The 19,475-nt window shown below is 67.2% G+C and carries 18 protein-coding genes; 12 read left to right on the top strand and 6 right to left on the bottom strand.

The genetic code is table 11. The features are described 5' to 3' along the window. Nucleotides 1–166 precede the first annotated feature (166 nt). Nucleotides 167–1,516 carry a tryptophanase gene (locus tag ACFEMD_RS09535; protein WP_394740779.1) on the top strand — a complete coding sequence of 450 codons (1,350 nt, stop codon included), beginning with the start codon at nucleotides 167–169 and terminating at the stop codon, nucleotides 1,514–1,516. A 53-nt stretch (nucleotides 1,517–1,569) separates the two neighbouring features. On the opposite strand, the gene ACFEMD_RS09530 is transcribed toward ACFEMD_RS09535, so the two are convergent. Both ACFEMD_RS09530 and ACFEMD_RS09525 read right to left on the bottom strand, forming a co-directional pair. Beyond that, the gene (locus ACFEMD_RS09530) at nucleotides 1,570–1,929 is read right to left on the bottom strand and encodes a hypothetical protein (RefSeq protein ID WP_278301248.1); all 360 of its coding nucleotides are present in this window, start codon (nucleotides 1,927–1,929) and stop codon (nucleotides 1,570–1,572) included. A gap of 61 nt (nucleotides 1,930–1,990) precedes the next feature. Continuing rightward, nucleotides 1,991–2,392 carry a GNAT family N-acetyltransferase gene (locus ACFEMD_RS09525; RefSeq protein ID WP_394740778.1) on the bottom strand — a complete coding sequence of 134 codons (402 nt, stop codon included), beginning with the start codon at nucleotides 2,390–2,392 and terminating at the stop codon, nucleotides 1,991–1,993. 108 nt (nucleotides 2,393–2,500) lie between these two features. Here ACFEMD_RS09525 and ACFEMD_RS09520 point away from each other — a divergent pair, with 108 nt between their 5' ends. Then, a complete protein-coding gene (locus ACFEMD_RS09520) occupies nucleotides 2,501–3,208 on the top strand; it encodes a TOBE domain-containing protein (protein ID WP_394740777.1) in 708 nt (235 codons plus the stop codon). A 235-nt stretch (nucleotides 3,209–3,443) separates the two neighbouring features. Here the strand turns inward: ACFEMD_RS09520 and samp2 are convergent, their stop codons facing one another. Together samp2 and ACFEMD_RS09510 are read right to left on the bottom strand one after the other, a co-directional pair. After that, nucleotides 3,444–3,662, bottom strand: coding sequence for a ubiquitin-like small modifier protein SAMP2 (gene samp2 / locus ACFEMD_RS09515; protein WP_394740776.1), 219 nt, complete (start codon nucleotides 3,660–3,662; stop codon nucleotides 3,444–3,446). A 56-nt stretch (nucleotides 3,663–3,718) separates the two neighbouring features. Further along, complete coding sequence (locus ACFEMD_RS09510) at nucleotides 3,719–4,813, bottom strand: bactofilin family protein (RefSeq protein ID WP_394740775.1); 1,095 nt, start codon at nucleotides 4,811–4,813, stop codon at nucleotides 3,719–3,721. A 160-nt stretch (nucleotides 4,814–4,973) separates the two neighbouring features. On the opposite strand from ACFEMD_RS09510, the gene ACFEMD_RS09505 reads away from it, so the two are divergent. Further along, nucleotides 4,974–5,966 (top strand): replication factor C small subunit, encoded by a 993-nt coding sequence (locus ACFEMD_RS09505; protein WP_394740774.1) that lies wholly within the window; start codon nucleotides 4,974–4,976, stop codon nucleotides 5,964–5,966. Nucleotides 5,967–6,290: 324 nt separating this feature from the next. Here the strand turns inward: ACFEMD_RS09505 and ACFEMD_RS09500 are convergent, their stop codons facing one another. Then, nucleotides 6,291–6,452 (bottom strand): hypothetical protein, encoded by a 162-nt coding sequence (locus tag ACFEMD_RS09500; RefSeq protein ID WP_394740773.1) that lies wholly within the window; start codon nucleotides 6,450–6,452, stop codon nucleotides 6,291–6,293. Nucleotides 6,453–6,515: 63 nt separating this feature from the next. On the opposite strand from ACFEMD_RS09500, the gene ACFEMD_RS09495 reads away from it, so the two are divergent. After that, a complete protein-coding gene (locus ACFEMD_RS09495; protein ID WP_394740772.1) occupies nucleotides 6,516–7,010 on the top strand; it encodes a hypothetical protein in 495 nt (164 codons plus the stop codon). 120 nt (nucleotides 7,011–7,130) lie between these two features. After that, nucleotides 7,131–9,911, top strand: coding sequence for an alanine--tRNA ligase (gene alaS, locus ACFEMD_RS09490; RefSeq protein ID WP_394740771.1), 2,781 nt, complete (start codon nucleotides 7,131–7,133; stop codon nucleotides 9,909–9,911). Nucleotides 9,912–9,955: 44 nt separating this feature from the next. Here alaS and ACFEMD_RS09485 read toward each other — a convergent pair whose 3' ends face one another. Next, nucleotides 9,956–11,260: an ArgE/DapE family deacylase gene (locus tag ACFEMD_RS09485; protein WP_394740770.1), complete on the bottom strand. Its 1,305-nt coding sequence runs from the start codon at nucleotides 11,258–11,260 to the stop codon at nucleotides 9,956–9,958. Nucleotides 11,261–11,465: 205 nt separating this feature from the next. Between ACFEMD_RS09485 and ACFEMD_RS09480 the strand changes: the two genes are divergently transcribed. The 7 genes from ACFEMD_RS09480 to ACFEMD_RS09450 all read left to right on the top strand — a co-directional run bounded on the left by ACFEMD_RS09480 (nucleotide 11,466) and on the right by ACFEMD_RS09450 (nucleotide 19,371). After that, nucleotides 11,466–12,515 carry a Bug family tripartite tricarboxylate transporter substrate binding protein gene (locus tag ACFEMD_RS09480; RefSeq protein WP_394740769.1) on the top strand — a complete coding sequence of 350 codons (1,050 nt, stop codon included), beginning with the start codon at nucleotides 11,466–11,468 and terminating at the stop codon, nucleotides 12,513–12,515. A gap of 199 nt (nucleotides 12,516–12,714) precedes the next feature. Next, a complete protein-coding gene (locus ACFEMD_RS09475) occupies nucleotides 12,715–13,605 on the top strand; it encodes a hypothetical protein (RefSeq protein WP_394740768.1) in 891 nt (296 codons plus the stop codon). Further along, complete coding sequence (locus ACFEMD_RS09470) at nucleotides 13,602–15,113, top strand: tripartite tricarboxylate transporter permease (protein WP_394740767.1); 1,512 nt, start codon at nucleotides 13,602–13,604, stop codon at nucleotides 15,111–15,113. Before ACFEMD_RS09475 ends, ACFEMD_RS09470 begins: the two co-directional genes overlap by 4 nt. An 81-nt stretch (nucleotides 15,114–15,194) precedes the next feature. Further along, nucleotides 15,195–16,433 carry an ArgE/DapE family deacylase gene (locus ACFEMD_RS09465; RefSeq protein WP_394740766.1) on the top strand — a complete coding sequence of 413 codons (1,239 nt, stop codon included), beginning with the start codon at nucleotides 15,195–15,197 and terminating at the stop codon, nucleotides 16,431–16,433. Between the two features lie 48 nt (nucleotides 16,434–16,481). Continuing rightward, nucleotides 16,482–17,279, top strand: a complete 798-nt coding sequence (locus ACFEMD_RS09460; protein ID WP_394740765.1) for an alpha/beta fold hydrolase — start codon at nucleotides 16,482–16,484, stop codon at nucleotides 17,277–17,279. A gap of 48 nt (nucleotides 17,280–17,327) precedes the next feature. Further along, nucleotides 17,328–18,542 (top strand): AMP-binding protein, encoded by a 1,215-nt coding sequence (locus ACFEMD_RS09455; protein WP_394740764.1) that lies wholly within the window; start codon nucleotides 17,328–17,330, stop codon nucleotides 18,540–18,542. A 100-nt stretch (nucleotides 18,543–18,642) separates the two neighbouring features. Beyond that, nucleotides 18,643–19,371 (top strand): type 1 glutamine amidotransferase, encoded by a 729-nt coding sequence (locus tag ACFEMD_RS09450; RefSeq protein ID WP_394740763.1) that lies wholly within the window; start codon nucleotides 18,643–18,645, stop codon nucleotides 19,369–19,371. Nucleotides 19,372–19,475: the final 104 nt, after the last annotated feature.

The following is a 19,475-nucleotide window of genomic DNA, read 5'->3' as shown; positions in this document are numbered from 1 at the left end:
ACAATCCATTTACATTGTTTCAGACAGCGTCCGTGTCCGCGAACCCGTTCGCTGGTGTCGGTCTTCGGCCGTCGAACGCCGAATCGATCCGCCGAGGGTCGATCCGACCCGTCCGTGAGCACGTTCCGTCACTCGAATTGAACTGCGCGGCTCCCGAAGGGGGCGTATGGTCGGATACAAGTCGAAGGTCGTCGAGCAGATCCCCCTCCCCTCGAGGACGAAACGCGAGCGCGCCCTCGAGGAGGCCGGGTACAACGTCTTTAACCTCGACTCGGCGGACGTCTTCGTCGATCTGCTCACCGACAGCGGGACGGGCGCGATGAGCGACGAGCAGTGGGCGGCGCTGTTCCGGGGCGACGAGGCGTACGCGGGCTCGCGCAGCTTCGGCGAACTCGAGGACGCCGTCGCCGACGTGATGGGCTTTTCGCACGTCGTCCCGGCCCACCAGGGCCGGGGCGCCGAGAACGTCCTCTACGGCAGCCTCGTCGAGGAGGGCGACGTCGTTCCGAACAACACCCACTTCGACACCACGCGGGCCCACATCGCAAATCAGGGCGCCGACCCCGTCGACTGCCCGGTCGACGACGCCCGCGACCCCGCGGCCGACGGTCCGTTCAAGGGAAACACCTCGCTCGAGCGGGCTCGCGCGGTCGTCGAGGAGCACGGTCCCGAGCGGGTGCCCGTCGTCGTCCAGACGATCACGAACAACTCCGCGGCGGGCCAGCCGGTCAGCGTCGAGAACACCCGAGCGGTTCGCGAGTTCGCCGACGAGATCGGTGCGACGTTCGTGATCGACGCCTGCCGGTTCGCCGAGAACGCCTACTTCGTCACCGAACGCGAGGCGGAGTTCGCCGACGCCTCGGTCGCCGACGTCGCTCGCGAACAGCTCGCCCTCGCCGACGCCGTCGTGATGAGCGGCAAGAAAGACGGCCTCGCCAACGCGGGCGGGTTCGTCGCCACCGACAACGAGGCGCTGTACGAGTCCTGCAAGCAGCGGGCGATCCTCTACGAGGGGTTTCCCACCTACGGTGGAATGGCAGGTCGGGACATCGCCGCGATGGCCGTCGGCCTCCGTGAGGCCGTCGACGAGGCCTACGTTGCCGACCGCGTCGGACAGGTCCAGGAACTCGCCGACGCCCTCGAGTCCGTCGGCGTGCCGATCTACACGCCCGCGGGCGGACACGCGGTCTACCTCGACGCCGGCGCCTTCCTTCCCCACCTCGAACCCGACGAGTTCCCCGGGCAGGCGCTGGTCTGTGAGCTCTACCGTGAGGGCGGCGTCCGCGGGGTCGAACTGGGTAGTTTCGCGTTTCCCAACACCGATCGGCCAGAGCTCGTCCGGCTGGCGCTGCCCCGCAGGACCTACCACCGCGAGCACTTGGAGCACGTCGCCGAGACCGCTGCCGCAGTACTCGAGCGACGCGACGAGGTTTCGGGACTCGAGATCGTCGAGGAGCCGGAGATGGCCGAAATCAGACACTTCACGGCGACGCTCGAGCCGACGGACTCCCCCTGAGCCGAGCGAACTGCGACAGCACCGCGAGAAAAAGCCGAGGACAGAATCCGCGATTACCGCGAGACGGCGTCTCGAGCGCGGTCGCGGAAGGTCGGCTCCGGCTCGGGCTCCCCGCCGAGCTTTCGTTTCGCGACCGAACGGACGCCCTGCCTGGCGGCCTCGGACTGGGCGGCGCTGGCCAGCCAGTCCGGCACCTGCGACTCGATCTCCTCGCGCTTTTCGGCCTTGAGCTGGCTGTACTTCCGGAGCGTGATGCCGACGCCGAGGAAGAGGGCGGCGTCGATCAGCTCCCGTCGGAACCGGTTTCGGTCCTTGTAGACGACGATCGCCTTCGCGAGCGAGAGCAGCCCGATCGCGATGTACAGCTTCGAACTCTTCGACGGGTCTCCGCTGAGCATCCGTTGGAGCGCCATGCGACGAATCGTACCACGCTCTCGGTGTTAAACTTCCGCCGGCACGAGACGGGGTCGTCACTCACTCACCTCGGTTCGCCACGGCGACGCCGCGGTGTCGACCCTCGCCGATCGGTTCGATCGCGAACCCGAGCGCCTCGTAGAACGGCCGGACGCCGTCGTCGAACCGCGCGGTGAGCCGGCGTTCGCGCTCGAGCGCTCGCTCGACCAACCGTCGACCGATCCCCCGTCCGCGGTGACGGCGACGAACGCCGACGGCGGCGACGTGGGCGCCTCGCTCGCGGGGCTCGAGGACGAGCGCGCCGAGGATCCGCTCGGTCGAGTCCGCGCCTCGCCGGTCGCCGGCGACGAGGACGTCCCGAACGTCGAGGCGCGTCTCGACGTCTCCCGGCTCGAGCATCGCGGCGTCCAGTATCCGCCGGACCTCGAGGGCGTCGTCGGGGCCTGCGATTCGAACGTGCATCGGCCGGTCGTACGTCGCTGTTCGCCAACAGTCCGTCGGTCACATCCACGACGAACCCGGACGTTTATCGATCGCGGGCTGGTCTGTCGGATCACGCGAGGAGGAACGATGGGGATCCAGAAGGACTTCAGCACCAAGCTCTCGGCGGGCGACCTCACGATCGATCGCCGCGACATCGAGATGCTCGAGGCGGTCGACCGACAGGGATCGATACACGGTGCCGCCGAGGAGCTCGGCCGCTCCTACGCGCGCCTCCAGAACCGGATCGTCGAACTGGAGGCCGAACTCGGCGAACTCACCGAGCGAACGCGGGGCGGCCGCGACGGCGGTGGCACCCAGTTGACGGAGACCGCCTACGAGCTTCGCCGACAGTTCGACCGCCACGAGAGCGAACTCGACGGCGTGGCCACTGCGACGGAGTCCGTCTTTCGGGGTACCGTCGTCGAACGGACCGGCGAGCTCGCGACCGTCGAGACCGCCGTCGGCCCGGTTACGGCGCTCGTCCCTCCGGACGCGGGCGAGGTGCAGGTCGCGGTTCGGTCGGACGCCGTCGTCCTGACGGATCCGACGGAGACGCCCGAGCCCGACGGAACGAGCCTGCGGAATCGATTTTCCGGGACGGTCGCGGCGATCGACGACGGTGAGGCGATCGCCAGCGTTACACTCTCGCTGGCCGACGGGGTCGACCTCGAGGCACTCGTGACCCACTCGAGTCGCGAGCGACTGGGACTCGAGCCGGGTCGCGAGGTCGTCGCCTCGTTCAAGGCGACCGCGGCGCGGGCGACGGCGCTCGAGTCGATCGAGACCGAGGAGTAGGGACGTCCGATCTCAGGAGTAGTGACGCCAGAGACCGAGGAGTAGGGACGTCCGATCTCAGGAGTAGTGACGCCAGAGACCGAGGAGTAGGGACGTCCGATCTCAGGAGTAGTGACGCCAGAGACCGAGGAGTAGGGACGTCCGATCTCAGGAGTAGTGACGCCAGAGACCGAGGAGTAGGGACGTCCGATCTCAGGAGTAGTGACGCCAGAGGCCGAGGAGTAGCGACGCGGAGTCAGCCGCCCTTGATCAGTCGGAGGACGGTCACGCGCTCGCTCTCGACGGGCTGGTCCTCGGGGACGGGACGGCCGTCGACAAGCACGCTCACCTCGTGAGGGCTGAGACCGATCTCCCGGAGCAGGTCCGCGTAGGTCGGCTCGGGAGCGTCGGTCGCCACCTCCTCGAGGTCGAGTTCGTGGCTCCCCTCGCCCTTGACGTCGACGGTGACGCGCATGGTGGTGCTTGCTCGAGAGTGGACTTGAGCGCGTCGACTGCGAGTGTGTCCGAGGTTCAGTCGCTCGCCGGCTCGTCGGGCCCGATCCGATCACGGTGCTCGGGCTCTCGAGTCCCCGGCGTTCGTCGGTGCGCGTACAGCCCCCAGGCCAGCGCACCCAGCCCGAGCAGGAGGATCAGGAAGTTCAACAGCCCGCCCACGAACGGGAGTTGGGCGAGGATCGCTCCGGCGATCATGCCGACGACCAGCGCGAGCCACCGGTTCTCGAGGTCGGCGTAGCCAAGCAGCCAGGCGGCGACGGCGAACCGCCCGTAGACGATCCCGATCCAGACGACGAGGGCGAACGCGAACCCGCCGACGATCGAGAACGGGATGCCGATGATCGTGATCGCCGCGGCGACCAGCAGGATCGGCACGCCGATCAGTACGCCGAAACCGACCGCGCCGGTCCGAAGGGGGTCGGTCGCGACCCGTTCGGCGACGCCGTCGGAAAAGCGCGGGAACAGCGCGAGCAAGGCGGCGCCGAGCAGCAGGTTCAGCGCGAGCGTGTACAGCGAGACCAGCCACGACGCCAGCGGCTGCAGCGTCGGCGCGATATCGAATCCGAGCGTGGAGTCCTCGGTGATCGAGCCCGCGACCGCGTCGGTGTTACCCTGCAGGTCGCCGTTGTACCGCAGGTCGCCCGCGATCGAGGCGCCCTCGCCCAGGGTGATCGTCTCGGCGCCGATCGCCGCGTCACCCTCGAGGGTCCCGTCGACGACGACGTTCCCCGCGCCGGCCGTAAACTCGCCGCCGACGGTTCCGTCCTCGCCGACCGCGACGTTGCCCGCACCGGCGTCGACGTCGCCGCCGACGGCACCGTCGATCGTCACGCTTCCCGACGCGGCCTCGAGGTCGCCTCCGACCTCACCCCCGCTCTCGATCCGGACGTCGCCGGCCGCGGCCGAGACGTCGCCCGTCACCGTCCCCTCGACGACGACGGTGCCGGCGACGGCCTCGAGTTCGTCGATCGTTTCCCCTTCCCCGACGACGACCGTCCCGCCGACGGTCGACTCGGACTGCGCGGCAACCCCCGTCGGTAGCGTCCCCAGCAGGACGACGACGAGGAGGACGACCGCGAGTCGCTTTCGAACGGACGTTTCGGACGCCATAGATCACCTCTCGTCGTGTGAACTGAAAAACATGACACCCGCGTCCACGAACTCGAGAGGGTTCGGCGCGGAACGTCCTCGAGCTCTCCGGCGGAACCGCACTGACGCCTCGAGGACGACCTTCGGGCGATTTATCTGGCGGCTCCCCCTCGTGGTGGGTATGAGCGAGGCCGACGCCGAGGCGGCGGAGCCGACTCCCGGCAAGACCGAGGTCTGGATCGAGAAGTATCGCCCGGAGCGGCTCGACGAGATCAAGGGCCACGAGAACATCGTGCCGCGCCTCCAGCGCTACGTCGAGCAGGACGACCTGCCCCACCTCATGTTTGCAGGCCCGGCAGGTACGGGAAAAACTACCGCAGCCCAGGCCATCGCCCGCGAGGTCTACGACGACGACTGGCGCGAGAACTTCCTCGAGTTGAACGCCTCCGACCAGCGGGGGATCGACGTCGTCCGCGATCGGATCAAGGACTTCGCGCGTTCTTCGTTCGGCGGGTACGATCACCGAATCATCTTCCTCGACGAGGCCGACGCCCTCACCTCAGACGCTCAGTCAGCACTCCGTCGGACGATGGAGCAGTTCTCGAGCAACACCCGCTTTATCCTCTCGTGTAACTACTCGAGCCAGATCATCGACCCGATCCAGTCCCGGTGTGCCGTCTTCCGCTTTACCGAGCTCACCGAGGACGCCGTCGAGGCCCAGATCCGCGAAATCGCCGAAAACGAGGGGATTCAGGTCACCGACGACGGCGTCGACGCGCTCGTCTACGCCGCCGACGGCGACATGCGCAAGGCGATCAACGGGCTCCAGGCCGCGGCCGTGATGGGCGAGGTCGTCGACGAGGAGACCGTCTTCGCGATCACCTCCACCGCTCGACCCGAGGAGGTCGAGGCGATGGTCGACCAGGCCATCGACGGCGACTTCACGGCCGCGCGGGCGGCCCTCGAGGACCTGCTCACCGAGCGCGGGCTGGCTGGCGGGGACGTGATCGACCAGCTTCACCGCTCCGCGTGGCAGTTCGACATCCCCGAGAAAGCGACGGTGCGCCTGCTCGAGCGCCTCGGCGAGGTCGACTATCGCATCACGGAAGGGGCGAACGAACGGCTCCAGCTCGAGGCGATGCTGGCGTCGCTGGCCCTCGAGAACGAGGACTGAGCGCGGCGTTCGGGATCGGTAGTCGGAACTGCGAGTTCGTTATTCGGCGGGGTCGTGAACCTTGCGTTCCGTACGGGTGAACTACGTCTCACCGGGTATCAACCGTCCCTCGCTGCGGTGGCGTGCGCTGTCGACGGACCGAACGTCAGTGAGGGAGGTCGACGATACTGCGCGAGGTCTTCGCGAGCCATGCGAGCGAACGGCTTGGAAGACGCAGCGCGTCTTCCAGTGGATGAACGAACGACCGTAGGGAGTGAGTGAATCGGCTGGGGAGGGCGTGGCGATCCCCTTTGTTCGTGCGAGCAGGACGTGCTTCTGGAACCATCACCACGAAAGCCCCTGCCGTTCTCGAGCGTTCTGACTCGCTGCGCGCTCCTTGCAGTCGCGTGCTTGCGTCGTCGGAATGCTCGAGAACGCCAGCCCTTTCAGTCCCACCCCGTGGCGGCTAATCGGCACTGCAGACACGTCGCCGAACGGTCCGTCCATACGCTACTGGTATCGATCCGTTCGACGTAGCTTTCGCAGTTCGGAACGTACCGCTCGCCAGCCATGTCTCCCTCGACCGGCGGAATCGCCGCCCTCCTCGCCGTCGGCGCCGGCTGTCTCGCGCTCGCGCTCGCCTCGCTTCGGGCCGGAAGCTGGACGCGGCGGCTGTACGGCCTCGAGCCGGACGACGACGCGAGCGCTCGAGCGAACGCCGCCGTCCTCGCGCTCGTCGGGATTGGGCTGTTCGCGCTGGCCGGGGCGATCGTCTTCGAGCTTCCGTCGGCGATCGTCGGGACGGCGACGATCCTCGCGAGCGCGCTGTTGTGTTTCGTTCTCGGCTGGCTCGTCGCGGTTCGCGATCGCCGGGAACTGCTGACCACACCCGACGTCGACCGGAAAACTGGCCGTCGGCTGGGGTTCGTCGCGATGGGTTGTGGCATCCTATTGCTCGGGTTCGTTCCACTCGTCTGGCTCGAGGTCGACGACGCCGTCGTCGCCGTCGGTGCGCTGGCGAGTACGTTCGTCGTGTTGCTGGCGGTGGCGTTTGCCTACCGCTGACGCCCGCTTACGAGGGAGGTCGCCCGACAGCCTCGAGCCCGAGACCGCCGTCGTTGGGCGATCTATCCCGAATAACGGTTGCGGAACTATTTTACCCGCTGCGGGGCCAACACACGTGTAATGAGTGAACTGGAGGAGGAGTACCGCCTCGAGTACTTCGAGGAGGAAGGCTTCGAGCGCAAGGAGTGTCCCTCCTGTGGCGCACACTTCTGGACGCGCGACTACGAGCGAGAGACCTGCGGCGAGCCGCCCTGCGAGGAGTACGACTTCATCGGCAACCCCGGGTTCGACGAGGAGCACAGTCTGGAAGAGATGCGGGAGACGTTCCTCTCCTTTTTCGAGGGCCACGACCACGAGCGTATCGAGCCCTACCCCGTCGCGGCGAACCGCTGGCGGGACGACGTTCTGTTGACCCAGGCGTCGATCTACGACTTCCAGCCGCTCGTGACCAGCGGAGAGACGCCGCCGCCGGCGAATCCCCTGACCATCTCCCAGCCCTGCATCCGGATGCAGGACATCGACAACGTCGGGAAGACGGGCCGACACACGATGGCGTTCGAGATGATGGCCCACCACGCGTTCAACGCCCGCGAGGACCTCGAGAACCCCAACCAGTACGCCTACCAGGGCGAGGTCTACTGGAAGGACCGAACAGTAGAACTCTGCGACGAGTTCTTCGACTCGATGGGCGTCGACCTCGAGGAGGTCATCTACATCGAGGATCCGTGGGTCGGCGGCGGCAACGCCGGCCCCGCGATCGAGGTTATCTTCAAGGGCGTCGAGCTCGCGACGCTCGTCTTCATGTGCATGGAGCAGGATCCCGACGGGGAGTTCGAGATGAAAGACGGGAACGCCTACTCCTACATGGACACCTACATCGTCGACACGGGCTACGGGCTCGAGCGCTGGACCTGGGTGTCCCAGGGGACGCCGACCGTCTACGAGGCGATCTACCCCGACATGATCGAGTTCCTGAAGAACAACGCCGAGCTCGATCACTCCGACGACGAGAGCGAGCTGGTCCACCGCGCCGCCAAGCTGGCGGGCCACATGGACATCGACGAGGCCGAGGATATGGAGACTGCCCGCGGCGAGATCGCGGACGAACTCGGCGTCGACGCCGGCGAGCTCGAGGAACTGATGGAGCCCCTCGAGGATATCTACGCGATCGCCGACCACTGCCGGACCCTCGCGTACATGCTCGGCGACGGCATCGTCCCCTCGAACGTCGGGACGGGGTATCTCGCCCGGATGGTGCTTCGCCGAACGAAACGACTCTGTGACAACGTCGGCGTCGACGCGCCGCTGGACGAACTCGTCGACATGCAGGCCGAGCGCCTCGAGTACGAGAACCGCGACACGATCCGCGACATCGTCCGCACCGAGGTCGAGAAGTACCGCGAGACCCTCGAGCGCGGCGGTCGCCGGGTCGAAGCCCTCGCGACGGAGTACGCAAAGAAGGGCGAGCCGATCCCGACCGAGGAGCTGATCGAACTCTACGACTCCCACGGGATCCAGCCCGACATGGTCGAGGGTATCGCCGCCGAGGCCGGCGCAGACGTCGACGTTCCCGACGACTTCTACAGTCTCGTCGCACAGCGCCACGACACCGTCGAGGCGCTCGAGGAGGCGACCGGCGAGACCGATTCCCGGTTCGACGACCTCCCCGAGACGGAGAAGCTGTACTACGACGATCAGCAGCGTACCGAGTTCGAGGCCGTCGTCCTCGACGTCTTCGAGCTCGAGGACGGCTACGACGTCGTGCTCGATCAGACGATGTTCTACCCCGAGGGCGGGGGCCAGCCCGCCGACACGGGGACGCTCTCGACCGACGAGACGACAGTCGAGGTCGAAGACGTCCAGATCGAGGACGACGTCGTCCTTCACCGGACCGACGCCCGTCCGGACAAGGGCGAGTTCGTGAAAGGATACCTCGACGTCGACCGACGCCGACAGCTGATGCGCCACCACACGGCGACCCACATCGTCATCCACGCCGCCCGCAAGGTGCTCGGCGAGCACGTCCGTCAGGCCGGCGCCCAGAAGGGCGTCGACTCCTCGCGGATCGACCTTCGCCACTACGATCGGATCTCCCGCGAGGACGTCAAGCGAATCGAACGGGAGGCAAACGAGATCGTGATGGACAACGCCCCGGTGACCCAGGAGTGGCCCGACCGCCACGACGCAGAGAGCGAGCACGGGTTCGACCTCTACCAGGGCGGGATCCCGCCGGGCGAGCAGATCCGGCTGATCCACGTCGACGAGGACGTCCAGGCCTGCGGAGGGACCCACGTCGCCCGCACCGGCGAGATCGGCACGATCAAGATCCGCTCGAGCGAGCGCGTCCAGGACGGCGTCGAACGGCTCACCTTCGCCGCGGGCGAGGCCGCCATCGCGGCGACCCAGGAGACCGAGGACGCCCTCTACGGGGCTGCCGAGGTCCTCGACGTCTCCCCCGACGAGGTTCCCGACACCGCCGAGCGGTTCTTCGAGGAGTGGAAGGCCCGCGGCAAGGAGATCGAGGACCTGAAAGAACAGCTCGCCGCGGCCCGCGCGGGCGGCGGTGGCGGCGGCGACGAGATCGAGGTCGGCGACACCGCGGCGGTCGTCGACCGCATCGACGCCGACATGGACGAACTGCGCGCGACGGCGACCGCCATTCGCGACGAGGGCAAGATCGCGATACTCGGCAGCGGCGAGAGCGGCGCGCAGTTCGTCGTCGCCGTTCCCGACGACGTCGGCGTCAACGCCGGCGAGGTCGTCGGCGAGCTCGCCGCGAAGGTCGGCGGCGGCGGGGGCGGTCCGCCGGACTTCGCCCAGGGCGGCGGTCCGAACGTCGACGAACTGGACGACGCGCTCGAGGACGCACCCGACGTCGTTCGACAGATCCTCGACGCCTGACTTTCTCCGGCGCAGTTTCGGTTTCGACTCGACGTGAGGAACCTCTACTCCGCGAGCCCGCAGTAGTCGATCGCAGCCGTCGCGATGGTCTGTGCCGTCTCGACCAGCGACGTGAGCGTCGTGTACTCGTCGACGCCGTGGAGGTTCGGCCCGTAGGGCCCCGCCGTAACGACGGGAACGTCGTAGTACCGCTGGTAGAACCGCTCGTCGAGCGCCGCGTTGCCGCCGACGAACGTGCCGCCCTCGCCGGTGATCGACTCGGCGTTTCGTTTCGCGATTTCGACGATCTCGGCATCGCGGGGAACCTCGTGAGGCGCGGCGTTCCAACCGGTCCACTCGACGGTCGGCGGGTGTTCGGACAGCCACTCGTCGTCCTCGGTCGCGTCTGCGATCGCGCCCTCGATCGCCTCGCGGACCTCGCCGCGGCTCTCGCCGGGCGGCCAGCCGACCCGTCCCTGCAGCAACACCTCGGCGGGCACCGAGGCGGGCCAGTCCCCGCCCTCGACGACGCCGAGGTTGATGTTCGTCACGTGGCCCTCAAGGTCGGGGTCGGCGCCGTAAGCGGGCGGGAAGTCGATCCTGGCCTGCCGTTCGTCGTTCAGCTCCTCGAGCGCGCCGCGCACGCGACACGCCTTGTCGAAGGCGCTGACGCCCTGGTGGCCCCAGGCGGCGTGGGCCTTCTTCCCCGGAACGGTGACGTCGAAGAACATCACGCCCGCGCTGGCGATGCCGACGTTCGGCAGGCCGAACGGCTCCGGAATAATGGCCGCATCGGGAACGTAGCCGCGCTCGAGGACCGAGAGCAGGCCGCCGACGCCGCCGGCTTCCTCCTCGATAGTGCTCTGGACGTAGAGATCGCCCGCGAGGTCGATCCCTTCGTCCTGCAGGGCCTCGACCGCGACGAGCATCGCGGCGAGCCCGCCCTTCATATCGGAGACGCCGCGGCCGTAGAGTTCGTCACCCTCGCGTCGGAGCGTCCAGGGATCGGACTCCCAGGCGGATTCGGGGTCGGCAGGGACGACGTCGATGTGCCCCGAGAGCGCGAGGGTTGGCCCGTCGCCGGAACCCGGAACGGTCGCCACCGCGTTCTCCCGGCCGTCGTACCCGTACTCGTCGTACGACGACGTCCGGAAGAACCCGGGGTGGTCCTCGAGCGCCTCGACGCTCGGCTCCCAGGTGTCGACCTCGAGTCCGAGGTCGTCGAACGCCTCGAGCATCACGTCCTGTCCGCGGGGTTCGTGACCGGTCACCGACTTCGCGGCGACGAGATCCTCGAGCAGTCCCAGCAGGTCGTCCTCTCGATCGATGATCGCCTCTTCGACTCGATTCCTCGCCGTTCGTTCGTCCATGCGGGACGGTAGTGAGGGGACCGATATAGGTACGAGTGATTCGGTCACCAGTACCTGAAGTGATACTTACATATATCCGGGAATAGCACCGAGATATGTAATCAGTAACGGCCCTTCGAATAATATAATGAATTCAAGGGTTTCTCGAGACGCGCACCGGATATCCAAAACTATTATGTACTCTTGATTCATGTTCTCCGTTATCATGGACCGACGAACGTTCGTCCAGACAACGGGTGCAGTTGGGGCTGTGGGACTGACCGGACTTGCCGGGTGCCTCGGAGACGACAATGGCGATAACGGGGACGACTTCCCCTCCGAATCGCTGACGTGGATGATCCCCTGGGGAGAGGGTGGCGGAACGGACACGTACGCCCGCCAGATGGCGCCGCTGATGGAGGACCCGCTCGATCAGTCGATCGAGATCGACAACCGGGAGGGCGCCGGCAGCATGCTCGGCAGCGAGTGGCTCGTCGAACAGGATCCGGACGGCTACACGTTCGGAACCGTCAACCCGCCGGGATGGAGCTTCACCTGGCGAGCACAGGAGGTCGACGGCTGGCACCCCGACGATCTCGAGCCGATCGCCCACTCGGGCGTGTTCGGCTACACGATCATCATCAACGACAGCTACGACATCGAGACGTACGACGAGCTTCGAGACGCCTACGCCGACGACGAGATCAGCGGCTTCGCGTACCAGGGGGCCGGCAGCGACAGTCACCTGACGACGCTGTTGCTTCAGGACGAGTACGACCTCAATGCCGACAACATCGTCCCCTACGACGGCGGTGGCCCGGTGCAGGAGGCGGTCCTGAGCGACGAGGTCCCGGCCGGCATCGCGACGAACACCTCCGCGATCTCCGCCGAGGAATCCGGCGAGGCCCGTACCATCGTCAACCTGATGGACATCGACCTCACTGACACGTTCCCGGATATCGACCCGATCACGGACTACGGCGACAGCCTCGCCTGGATCACGGAGTTCTACCAGGTGCAGGTCGCGCCGCCGGACACGCCCGAGGAGGAACGCGAGATCCTCATGGAGGCGGTTCAGGAGGCGACCGAGCACGAGGAGACACAGGAGTGGGAAGAAGAGACCGGAAACATCGTCGAGTTCGGCGACATGGACGACGCCGCAGACCAGTACGTCGGCAGCGTCGAGGAGATCGAACAGCAAGTCGAGGACGCGATCGGCGGCTTCGACGAGTTCCAGCAGATGGTCGACGAGGCCGAAGAGGAAGAGGAGGAGTAGTCGTCCACAGACCGGAACGCCAAAGCCGTTCCCGACTCGAGACGCCGACTACGTTGCTTTCGAGGCCACGAAAAAGAGAGATGTCACAGAACAAGTTTACTGCTACCGACGCCACTCGAAGCTCTCGCGAACGACGCCGTACCGAGACCAGCATCGATCGAGATTCGGTCGAACTCCACGCCGTTAGACGAATCCAGCCATGGAACAGGACGACACCGTAGGCTCGATCGCGGACCGCGTTCGAGCCCCCCTCGAGACGGTGCTGGGCGAGCGACCGACGATGGAACACGTCCTGCTGGTGTTGTTTCTCGTCGTCGGGGTCTACATGTACCAGGGCGCCTCCGAGTTCGCGCCGGACGCTCAGACGTTCCCGCGACTCATGGCCGGCGGGACGGCCGTTCTCGCGTTCCTCCTGCTCGCTCGTAACTACCTGACCGTCGTCGCCCCGCTGGTCGGGGCCGGCCTGGGTGCGTACCTCACGTACGACGGCGTTACCACGTTCCTCGCCGACGGCGGCGGGCTGGTGTCGCTCGTCGCGGGTGTCGGACTCCTGGTCGCAGTCGTCGGTTTCCGTGAGCGGTTCGGCGAGGGCGTCGAGTCGTTCGTCGCCGAGCCGATGCAGGTGATGGGGGATACGGATACGACCGAGGCCCTGGCGGAGAGCGAGACCGAACCCGAGGAACCGCCGGCCGACGAGGCCGACTCGGAAACGGCCGACGCCGACCGAGCGGCGAGCGGCGAGGAGAGCGATTCGGCGGCGATGTACGTCTACGAGATCGACGATCCGAAGGGGCCGGTGGTTACCGGGTTGCTCTGTGTCGGGTACATGCTGTTGACGTTCACGATCGGAATGCTGTACGCGACGCCGATCTTCGTTATCGCCTGGACGCTCTGGGTTCGGATGGACGTCCCCAAAGCGGTCGCGCTCACCGTTCTCAGCTTCGTCACCGCCTACCTCTTCTACGACCTGATTCAGGACGACATCGCCGAAGGGTGGCTCACCGGCTGGGAGCTCCCAGCGCCGGACGACCTACTCGGTCTCTGGATCCACGCCGGTGACCTGCTCCAGTGGGGCGTGGTGATCGGATGACGGTCGAATCGTTCGTCGGTGCGATCGAGGCACTCCTGACGGTCGAGACGATGATCTGGCTGCTGGCCGGTGTCATTATCGGCATTATCGTTGGCGGACTGCCCGGACTCGGCCCACCGCTGGGAATGGCGATTATTCTGCCGTTGACGTTACCCCTCGACGCGGCAAACGCGATTATTCTGTTGGTCGGGGTCTACAGCGGTTCGATGTACGGCGGCTCGATCGCTGCGATCCTGATCAACACGCCGGGGGTGTCCTCCTCGGCAGCGACGATGTTCGACGGCTATCCGATGTCCCAACAGGGACGAGCGGCGACGGCACTCGCCATCTCCGCGACCGCCTCGGCGTTCGCCGGCCTCTTTACGATCGCCGCGTTGATCCTGTTCTCGCCCGCGCTGATCGAGATGGTCCTGGCGGTCGGAACGCCCGAACGGTTCCTCGTGGCGATCCTTGGACTGGCGATGATCACGGTCGTCACCCGTGGATCGTTCGCAAAGGGGCTCCTCGCGGGTGTCGCGGGGTTGCTGGTCACGACCGTGGGCATCGCACCGATGTCGCTCGACCAGCGCTACAGCGAGACGATGTACCTCTACGACGGCATCGACTTCGTCGCCGTTCTGATCGGGCTGTTCGCGATCGCGGAGATGATGAAACTCGCCGGCCAGGAGGGCGGCATCGCCAAGGGCGAGGTCACGATCGACAGAGCCGGTATCACCGAAGGGGTCCGGTCGACGCTCAACCATCCGATCACGGTGTTTAAGTCCGCGAACATCGGGATGATCGTCGGCGCGATCCCCGGTGCAGGCGCGACGGTATCTAACTTCGTCGCCTACTCCGAGGCGGTCCGCTCCTCGAGCGACCCTGACTCGTTCGGTTCGGGCAACGAGATCGGCGTCATCGCCTCGGAGGCGTCGAACAACGGGACCGTCGCGGGGTCGCTCGTCCCCGCCATCTCCTTTGGCATTCCGGGGAGTTCGTCGACGGCCGTCCTCATCGGCGGCCTGCTCATGCACGACCTCCGGCCGGGGCCGAGCATGTTCGATCCCAGCGGCGAACTGACGCTGACGTACACGATGTTGCTGGCGCTGCTCGTCGGCAACGTCGTCATCCTGCTGTTCGGACTGTCGATGGTGACCCAGCTCGGCTACCTGACCAAGATCGACACGGACTACATCATCCCGATGGTCATCGTCCTCTCGTTCCTGGGCACCTACGCCCTGCGGATCAACCCGATCGACATCCTCACCGTGATCGTCTTCGGGATCATCGGCTTCTACATGGTCCGGTACAACTACTCCGTGATCGCGTTCGTTCTCGGAGTCGTGCTGGGCGATATCGCCGAGGAGAACCTCTACACCGCGTTGCAGCTCTCGGACGGCTCGTTCATGATCTTCGTGAACCCGCTCGAGTACGGACGGTGGCTGTCGCTGATCCTGAGCATCCTGATCGTCCTGCTCATCTTCGGGCCGTACGTCAAGCAGTGGTGGGAGCGGCGACAAGCGGCCTGACCCGCTCCAGCTACCATACTCGATTTCTACCGCTCGACGGTCTGTCGCTGCTCTTTTGGTCCGTCCGCCGCTCTCTCGAGTATGACCTTCGGGACGACGTGGGAGGCTGATCTGAAGTCGTTCGTCGACGAGCTGTGCCGGTTCGATACGACCGCGGGAAACGAGGCGCCCGCCCAGCGGTGGGTCCGCGACACCCTCGAGTCGGCCGGTTTCGAAACCTACCGATGGGAGGCCGACGCGGAGACGCTCGCCGACCACCCCTCGTTTCCCGACGATCCCGCGGAGATCGAGACGACCGACAGGCCGAGCGTCGGCGGCGTGCTCGAGTTCGGCGATCCCGATGCGGGACGGACGCTCGTCTTGAACGGCCATATCGACGTGGTGCCGGCGGGCAGCGGCTGGGAGGGGGACCCGTTCGATCCCCGGTGGACAGACGGGAATCTCACCGTTCGGGGCGCCGCGGACATGAAGTGCGGGCTGGCGGCCTGCGTGTTCGCGGTGCGCCACCTCGAGGCCTCGAGCCCGGAGATCGACGGCCGGCTCGTCGTCGAGAGCGTCGCCGGCGAGGAGGAGGGCGGGATCGGGGCGGCCGCCGCGGCCCTGGATAACCCCTACCCGTTCGAGCGGGATGCGGCGATCGTCGCCGAGCCGACCGACTGCAGCCCGGTAATCGCGACCGAGGGAAGCCTGATGAAACGGCTCCGGCTCGAGGGCCGTTCCGCTCACGCGGCGATGCGCTGGCGCGGCGAGTCGGTGCTGCCCGCGTTCGAGCGAATCCGTTGGGCACTCGAGGAGCTCGAGGCCGAACGCGGCGAACGCGTCACCCACCCGCTGTACGAGGAGTTTCCGATCCCGTGGCCGGTCTGTGTCGGCCGTCTCGAGGCGGGGCGCTGGGCGTCGTCGGTCGCCGACGAGCTTGTCGCCGAGATCCGCATCGGCGTCGCGCCGGGCGAGACCGTCGACGAGGTCGAACGGGAGTTCGGCCGGCGGGTAGCGGAGGTCGTCGCCGAGACCGACGTCGACTGCGAGTTCGAGCGGTTCTCGATCCAGTTCGAACCCGCCGAGATCGAGCCCGACGAGCCGGTGGTCCGGGCGGTGCAGTCGGCGATGACGGCCCAGGGGCTCGAGGGGACCGCCCCCCGAGCCGGAACCTACGGCGCCGATAGCCGCCACTACGTCGAGGCCGGAATCCCGACGGTGTTGTTCGGCCCGGGGAACATCGAGCAGGCCCACTTCCCCGAGGAGACGATCGCGTGGGAGGACGTGCTCGTCGCGAGCGAGACGTTGGCCGCGGCGGCCGAGGCGTACCTCACGGCCTGACCTTCGGGAACCGAAACCGACCTGGGCCGCGAACGCCACTCCTCGAGTATGTCCACCGTCTCGAACGATGGCGTCTCGCTGTACTACCACCAGGAGGGCGAGAGCGAGGACGAGGGCAAGCCCGTCGTCTTCGTCCCCGAGGCCGGCCTCGGCGGCTGGTCTTGGGGGTGGCAACACGCCGCGCTGACCGGTCCCCACGAGACCGTCGTCTGGGATCTCCGAGGGACGGGTCGGTCCGACGTCCCCCCCGGGCCGTACTCGATGGAAACCCTCGTCAACGATCTCGAGGCGATTCTCGTCGCCGTCGACGCCCGGAACGCCCACCTCGTCGGCGCGGGACTGGGCGGTGCCGTCGCGCTCGCGGCGGCCCGGGAGTCGACGCGGGTCGCGACGCTGTCCGTGCTCTGCACCGCGGCTCGGGGTGACGCGTTCGACCTCGAGCCCCTGCTGGCCTCGCCCGACGACCGCGCGGCCCTTCGGGAGTCGCTCGAGGCGGGCCTCTCCGCTGGCTTCCGCGAGTCCCAGCCCGAGGTCCTCGAGGGAATCGTCGACTGGCGAGCCGACGGCGACGCCACGAGGGCGGGGTGGAAGGCACAGCTCGCCGCCCTCGAGGGGTTCGACGCCCGCGACTGGCTCGTCGAGGTGACCCAACCTGCACGCGTTATCCATGGAACCGTCGACGCGCTCGTCTCATCCGAGGCGAGCCGCGAGCTGGCGTCCGGACTGCCCCGCGGTGAGTTCGTCCCGCTCGAGGGCGCGGGCCATCTCGTCGGGATCGAGCGCTCGCGGACGGTCAACGATCGGCTGCTTGGCTTTCTCGAGGAGCGCTCGGGCGCCGATCGGTGAGCCGAGCGGGGGCTTTCGTGGCTTGCGCCTGTCCCCCCTGCTACTACGGTGTCGGCCGTCGAAGACACCGTCGTGACTCTCTCGCTGGCTCGTCGCGCCGGGCGTTTTCCGGACCGGACGGCGATCGTCGACGTCTCCGAGGACCGTCTCCACGCGCCGGCCGAGACCGTCCGCGAGGACCGCGTCACCTACGCGGAGCTGTCCCGTATCGCGGGTCGGCTCGCCAGTGCGCTCGAGCAACGGGGCGTCGCCTCCGGCGACACCGTCTGTCTCGTCACCCGGAACCGAGTGGCGTCGCTGGCGCTCGTCTTCGCCTGTCGCCGACTCGGAGCGACGCTCGCCCCGATCTCGTACCGGCTGACGCCCGCGACGGTGACTCGTCCGTTCGAGGTGCTCGAGCCCGCCATCGTCGTCGCCGAGGCGGCCCAGCGGGACCTCGTGCGCTCGATCCCCCACGATCGAACCGTGACGCTCGAGGAGCTCGCGGGGACCGACGCGTCGGTCGACGACACCGGTACGGAGCGGGACATCGATGCACCGGTGCTCGCGATCCACGACGAGTCGGGCGAGTCGGTGGCGACGCTCTCGTCGGAGACTGTCGAGTGGAACTGCATCGACGCCATCCTCGAGTGGGACCTCTCCCGAGAGGACTCGGGGTTCGTCCTCGATCCGCTCTCGACGGCCGACGGACTGTTTCGAACCGCGCTCCCCGTGCTGTACGCCGGCGGCCGGCTCCTGCTCGACCGGGCGTTCGACCCCGGCGATACGCTGCGGGCGATCGACGAGAGCGGGGTGACGGTCGTTTCCGGCCGGCAGGCGCCGATCCGCGAACTCACAACCCACGAGAACGCCGACGCGCTCGCGGGTCTCGAGCGCGCGATCTGCGATCACGCCGTCGACGAGGCGCCCGTCGAGACGCTGCTCGAGTACGGCGTCACGGTTTCACGGACCTACGGCGCGCCGGCGTGCCCCACGGCGGCGACCCGGACGGTGGCGGGACCGACGGACGGCGACGCGATCGGGAGGCCGGTGCTCGACTGCGAGGCGCAGCTGGTCGACGACGAGGGGACCGTGCTCGAGGGCGAGGCGACGGGTCAGTTGCGGCTCTCCGGCCCGGTGGTCGCCGACGGGTACGCAACACCTGCCGACGACGGCGACGGCAGCGAGGCGGACTCGAGGTCGGCACTGGGGTTCGTCGACGGCTGGTTCGACACCGGCGAGCGGTTCCGTCGGAGCGCCGACGGAAGTTTCCACCGGGCGTGAGTCGTCGGCTCACGACCACCGGATTCCGGGGGGTCCGATCTTCCGGCAACGCCCGGCCGTAGCAGAAGGCATTTTTCCTCCGAGCGGTCAGAGAGGGACGATGGGTCAGCTACGCATCGCCGTCCTGAACGCGGCTCACGAGGACGCGAACACCACGAGAAACTTTCGACGCGAACTCGACGCCTCGCTGGCGGAGTTCGACATCACGCAGGGGGAACTACCCGAGACGTACGCTTTCGACGGCGCCGTCGTCACGGGGTCGCGAACGTCCGTCTACTGGGACGAGGAGTGGATCGACGCCACAAAGGAGTGGGTCGACGAGGCGATCGCTCGAGACGTGCCGTTTCTCGGTATCTGCTGGGGCCACCAGCTGCTCGCGGACGTCCTGGGCGGGACCGTCGAGGACATGGGTGCCTACGAGGTCGGCTACAGCGGGATCGAACACTCCGGGGAGTCGCGGCTGTTCGAGGGGATCTCGAGCGAGTTCACCGCCTTCACGAGCCACGCCGACGAGGTTTCGGCGCTGCCCGCCGGCGCCGAACCCCTCGCCGAGAACGACTACTCCAACCACGGCTTCCGCAAGGACCGGGTCTTCGGCGTCCAGTTCCACCCAGAGTACGACCAGCGGACGGCCCGCGAGCTTGTCCACCGCAAGGAGCTGTCCGACGAACGTCGCGACTCGGTGCTCGCGGAGATCACCGACGAGAACTACCGGAGCGCGTGCGAGGCGAAGCTCGTCTTCGAGAACTTCCTCGAGTACGTCGCGGAACTGCAGTCGGCCGAGGCGACGGCAGAGCCAGTGATCGACCACGAACGAACCTCTTCGTGATCGGCTGACGCCGTCCTTGGCGCGAACTTGTTTTGGCCTCGCTCGGTACAGAGCGGACCCTCGTCACGTAGCGACGCGCTATCAAAACGAACCCGATTCGAACT

This window comes from Natronococcus roseus (assembly GCF_043677095.1).
Lineage (GTDB): Archaea > Halobacteriota > Halobacteria > Halobacteriales > Natrialbaceae > Natronococcus > Natronococcus roseus.
The sequence above is the reverse complement of the archived record's forward strand: the minus strand, read 5'-3'. Positions and strand labels throughout refer to the sequence as shown.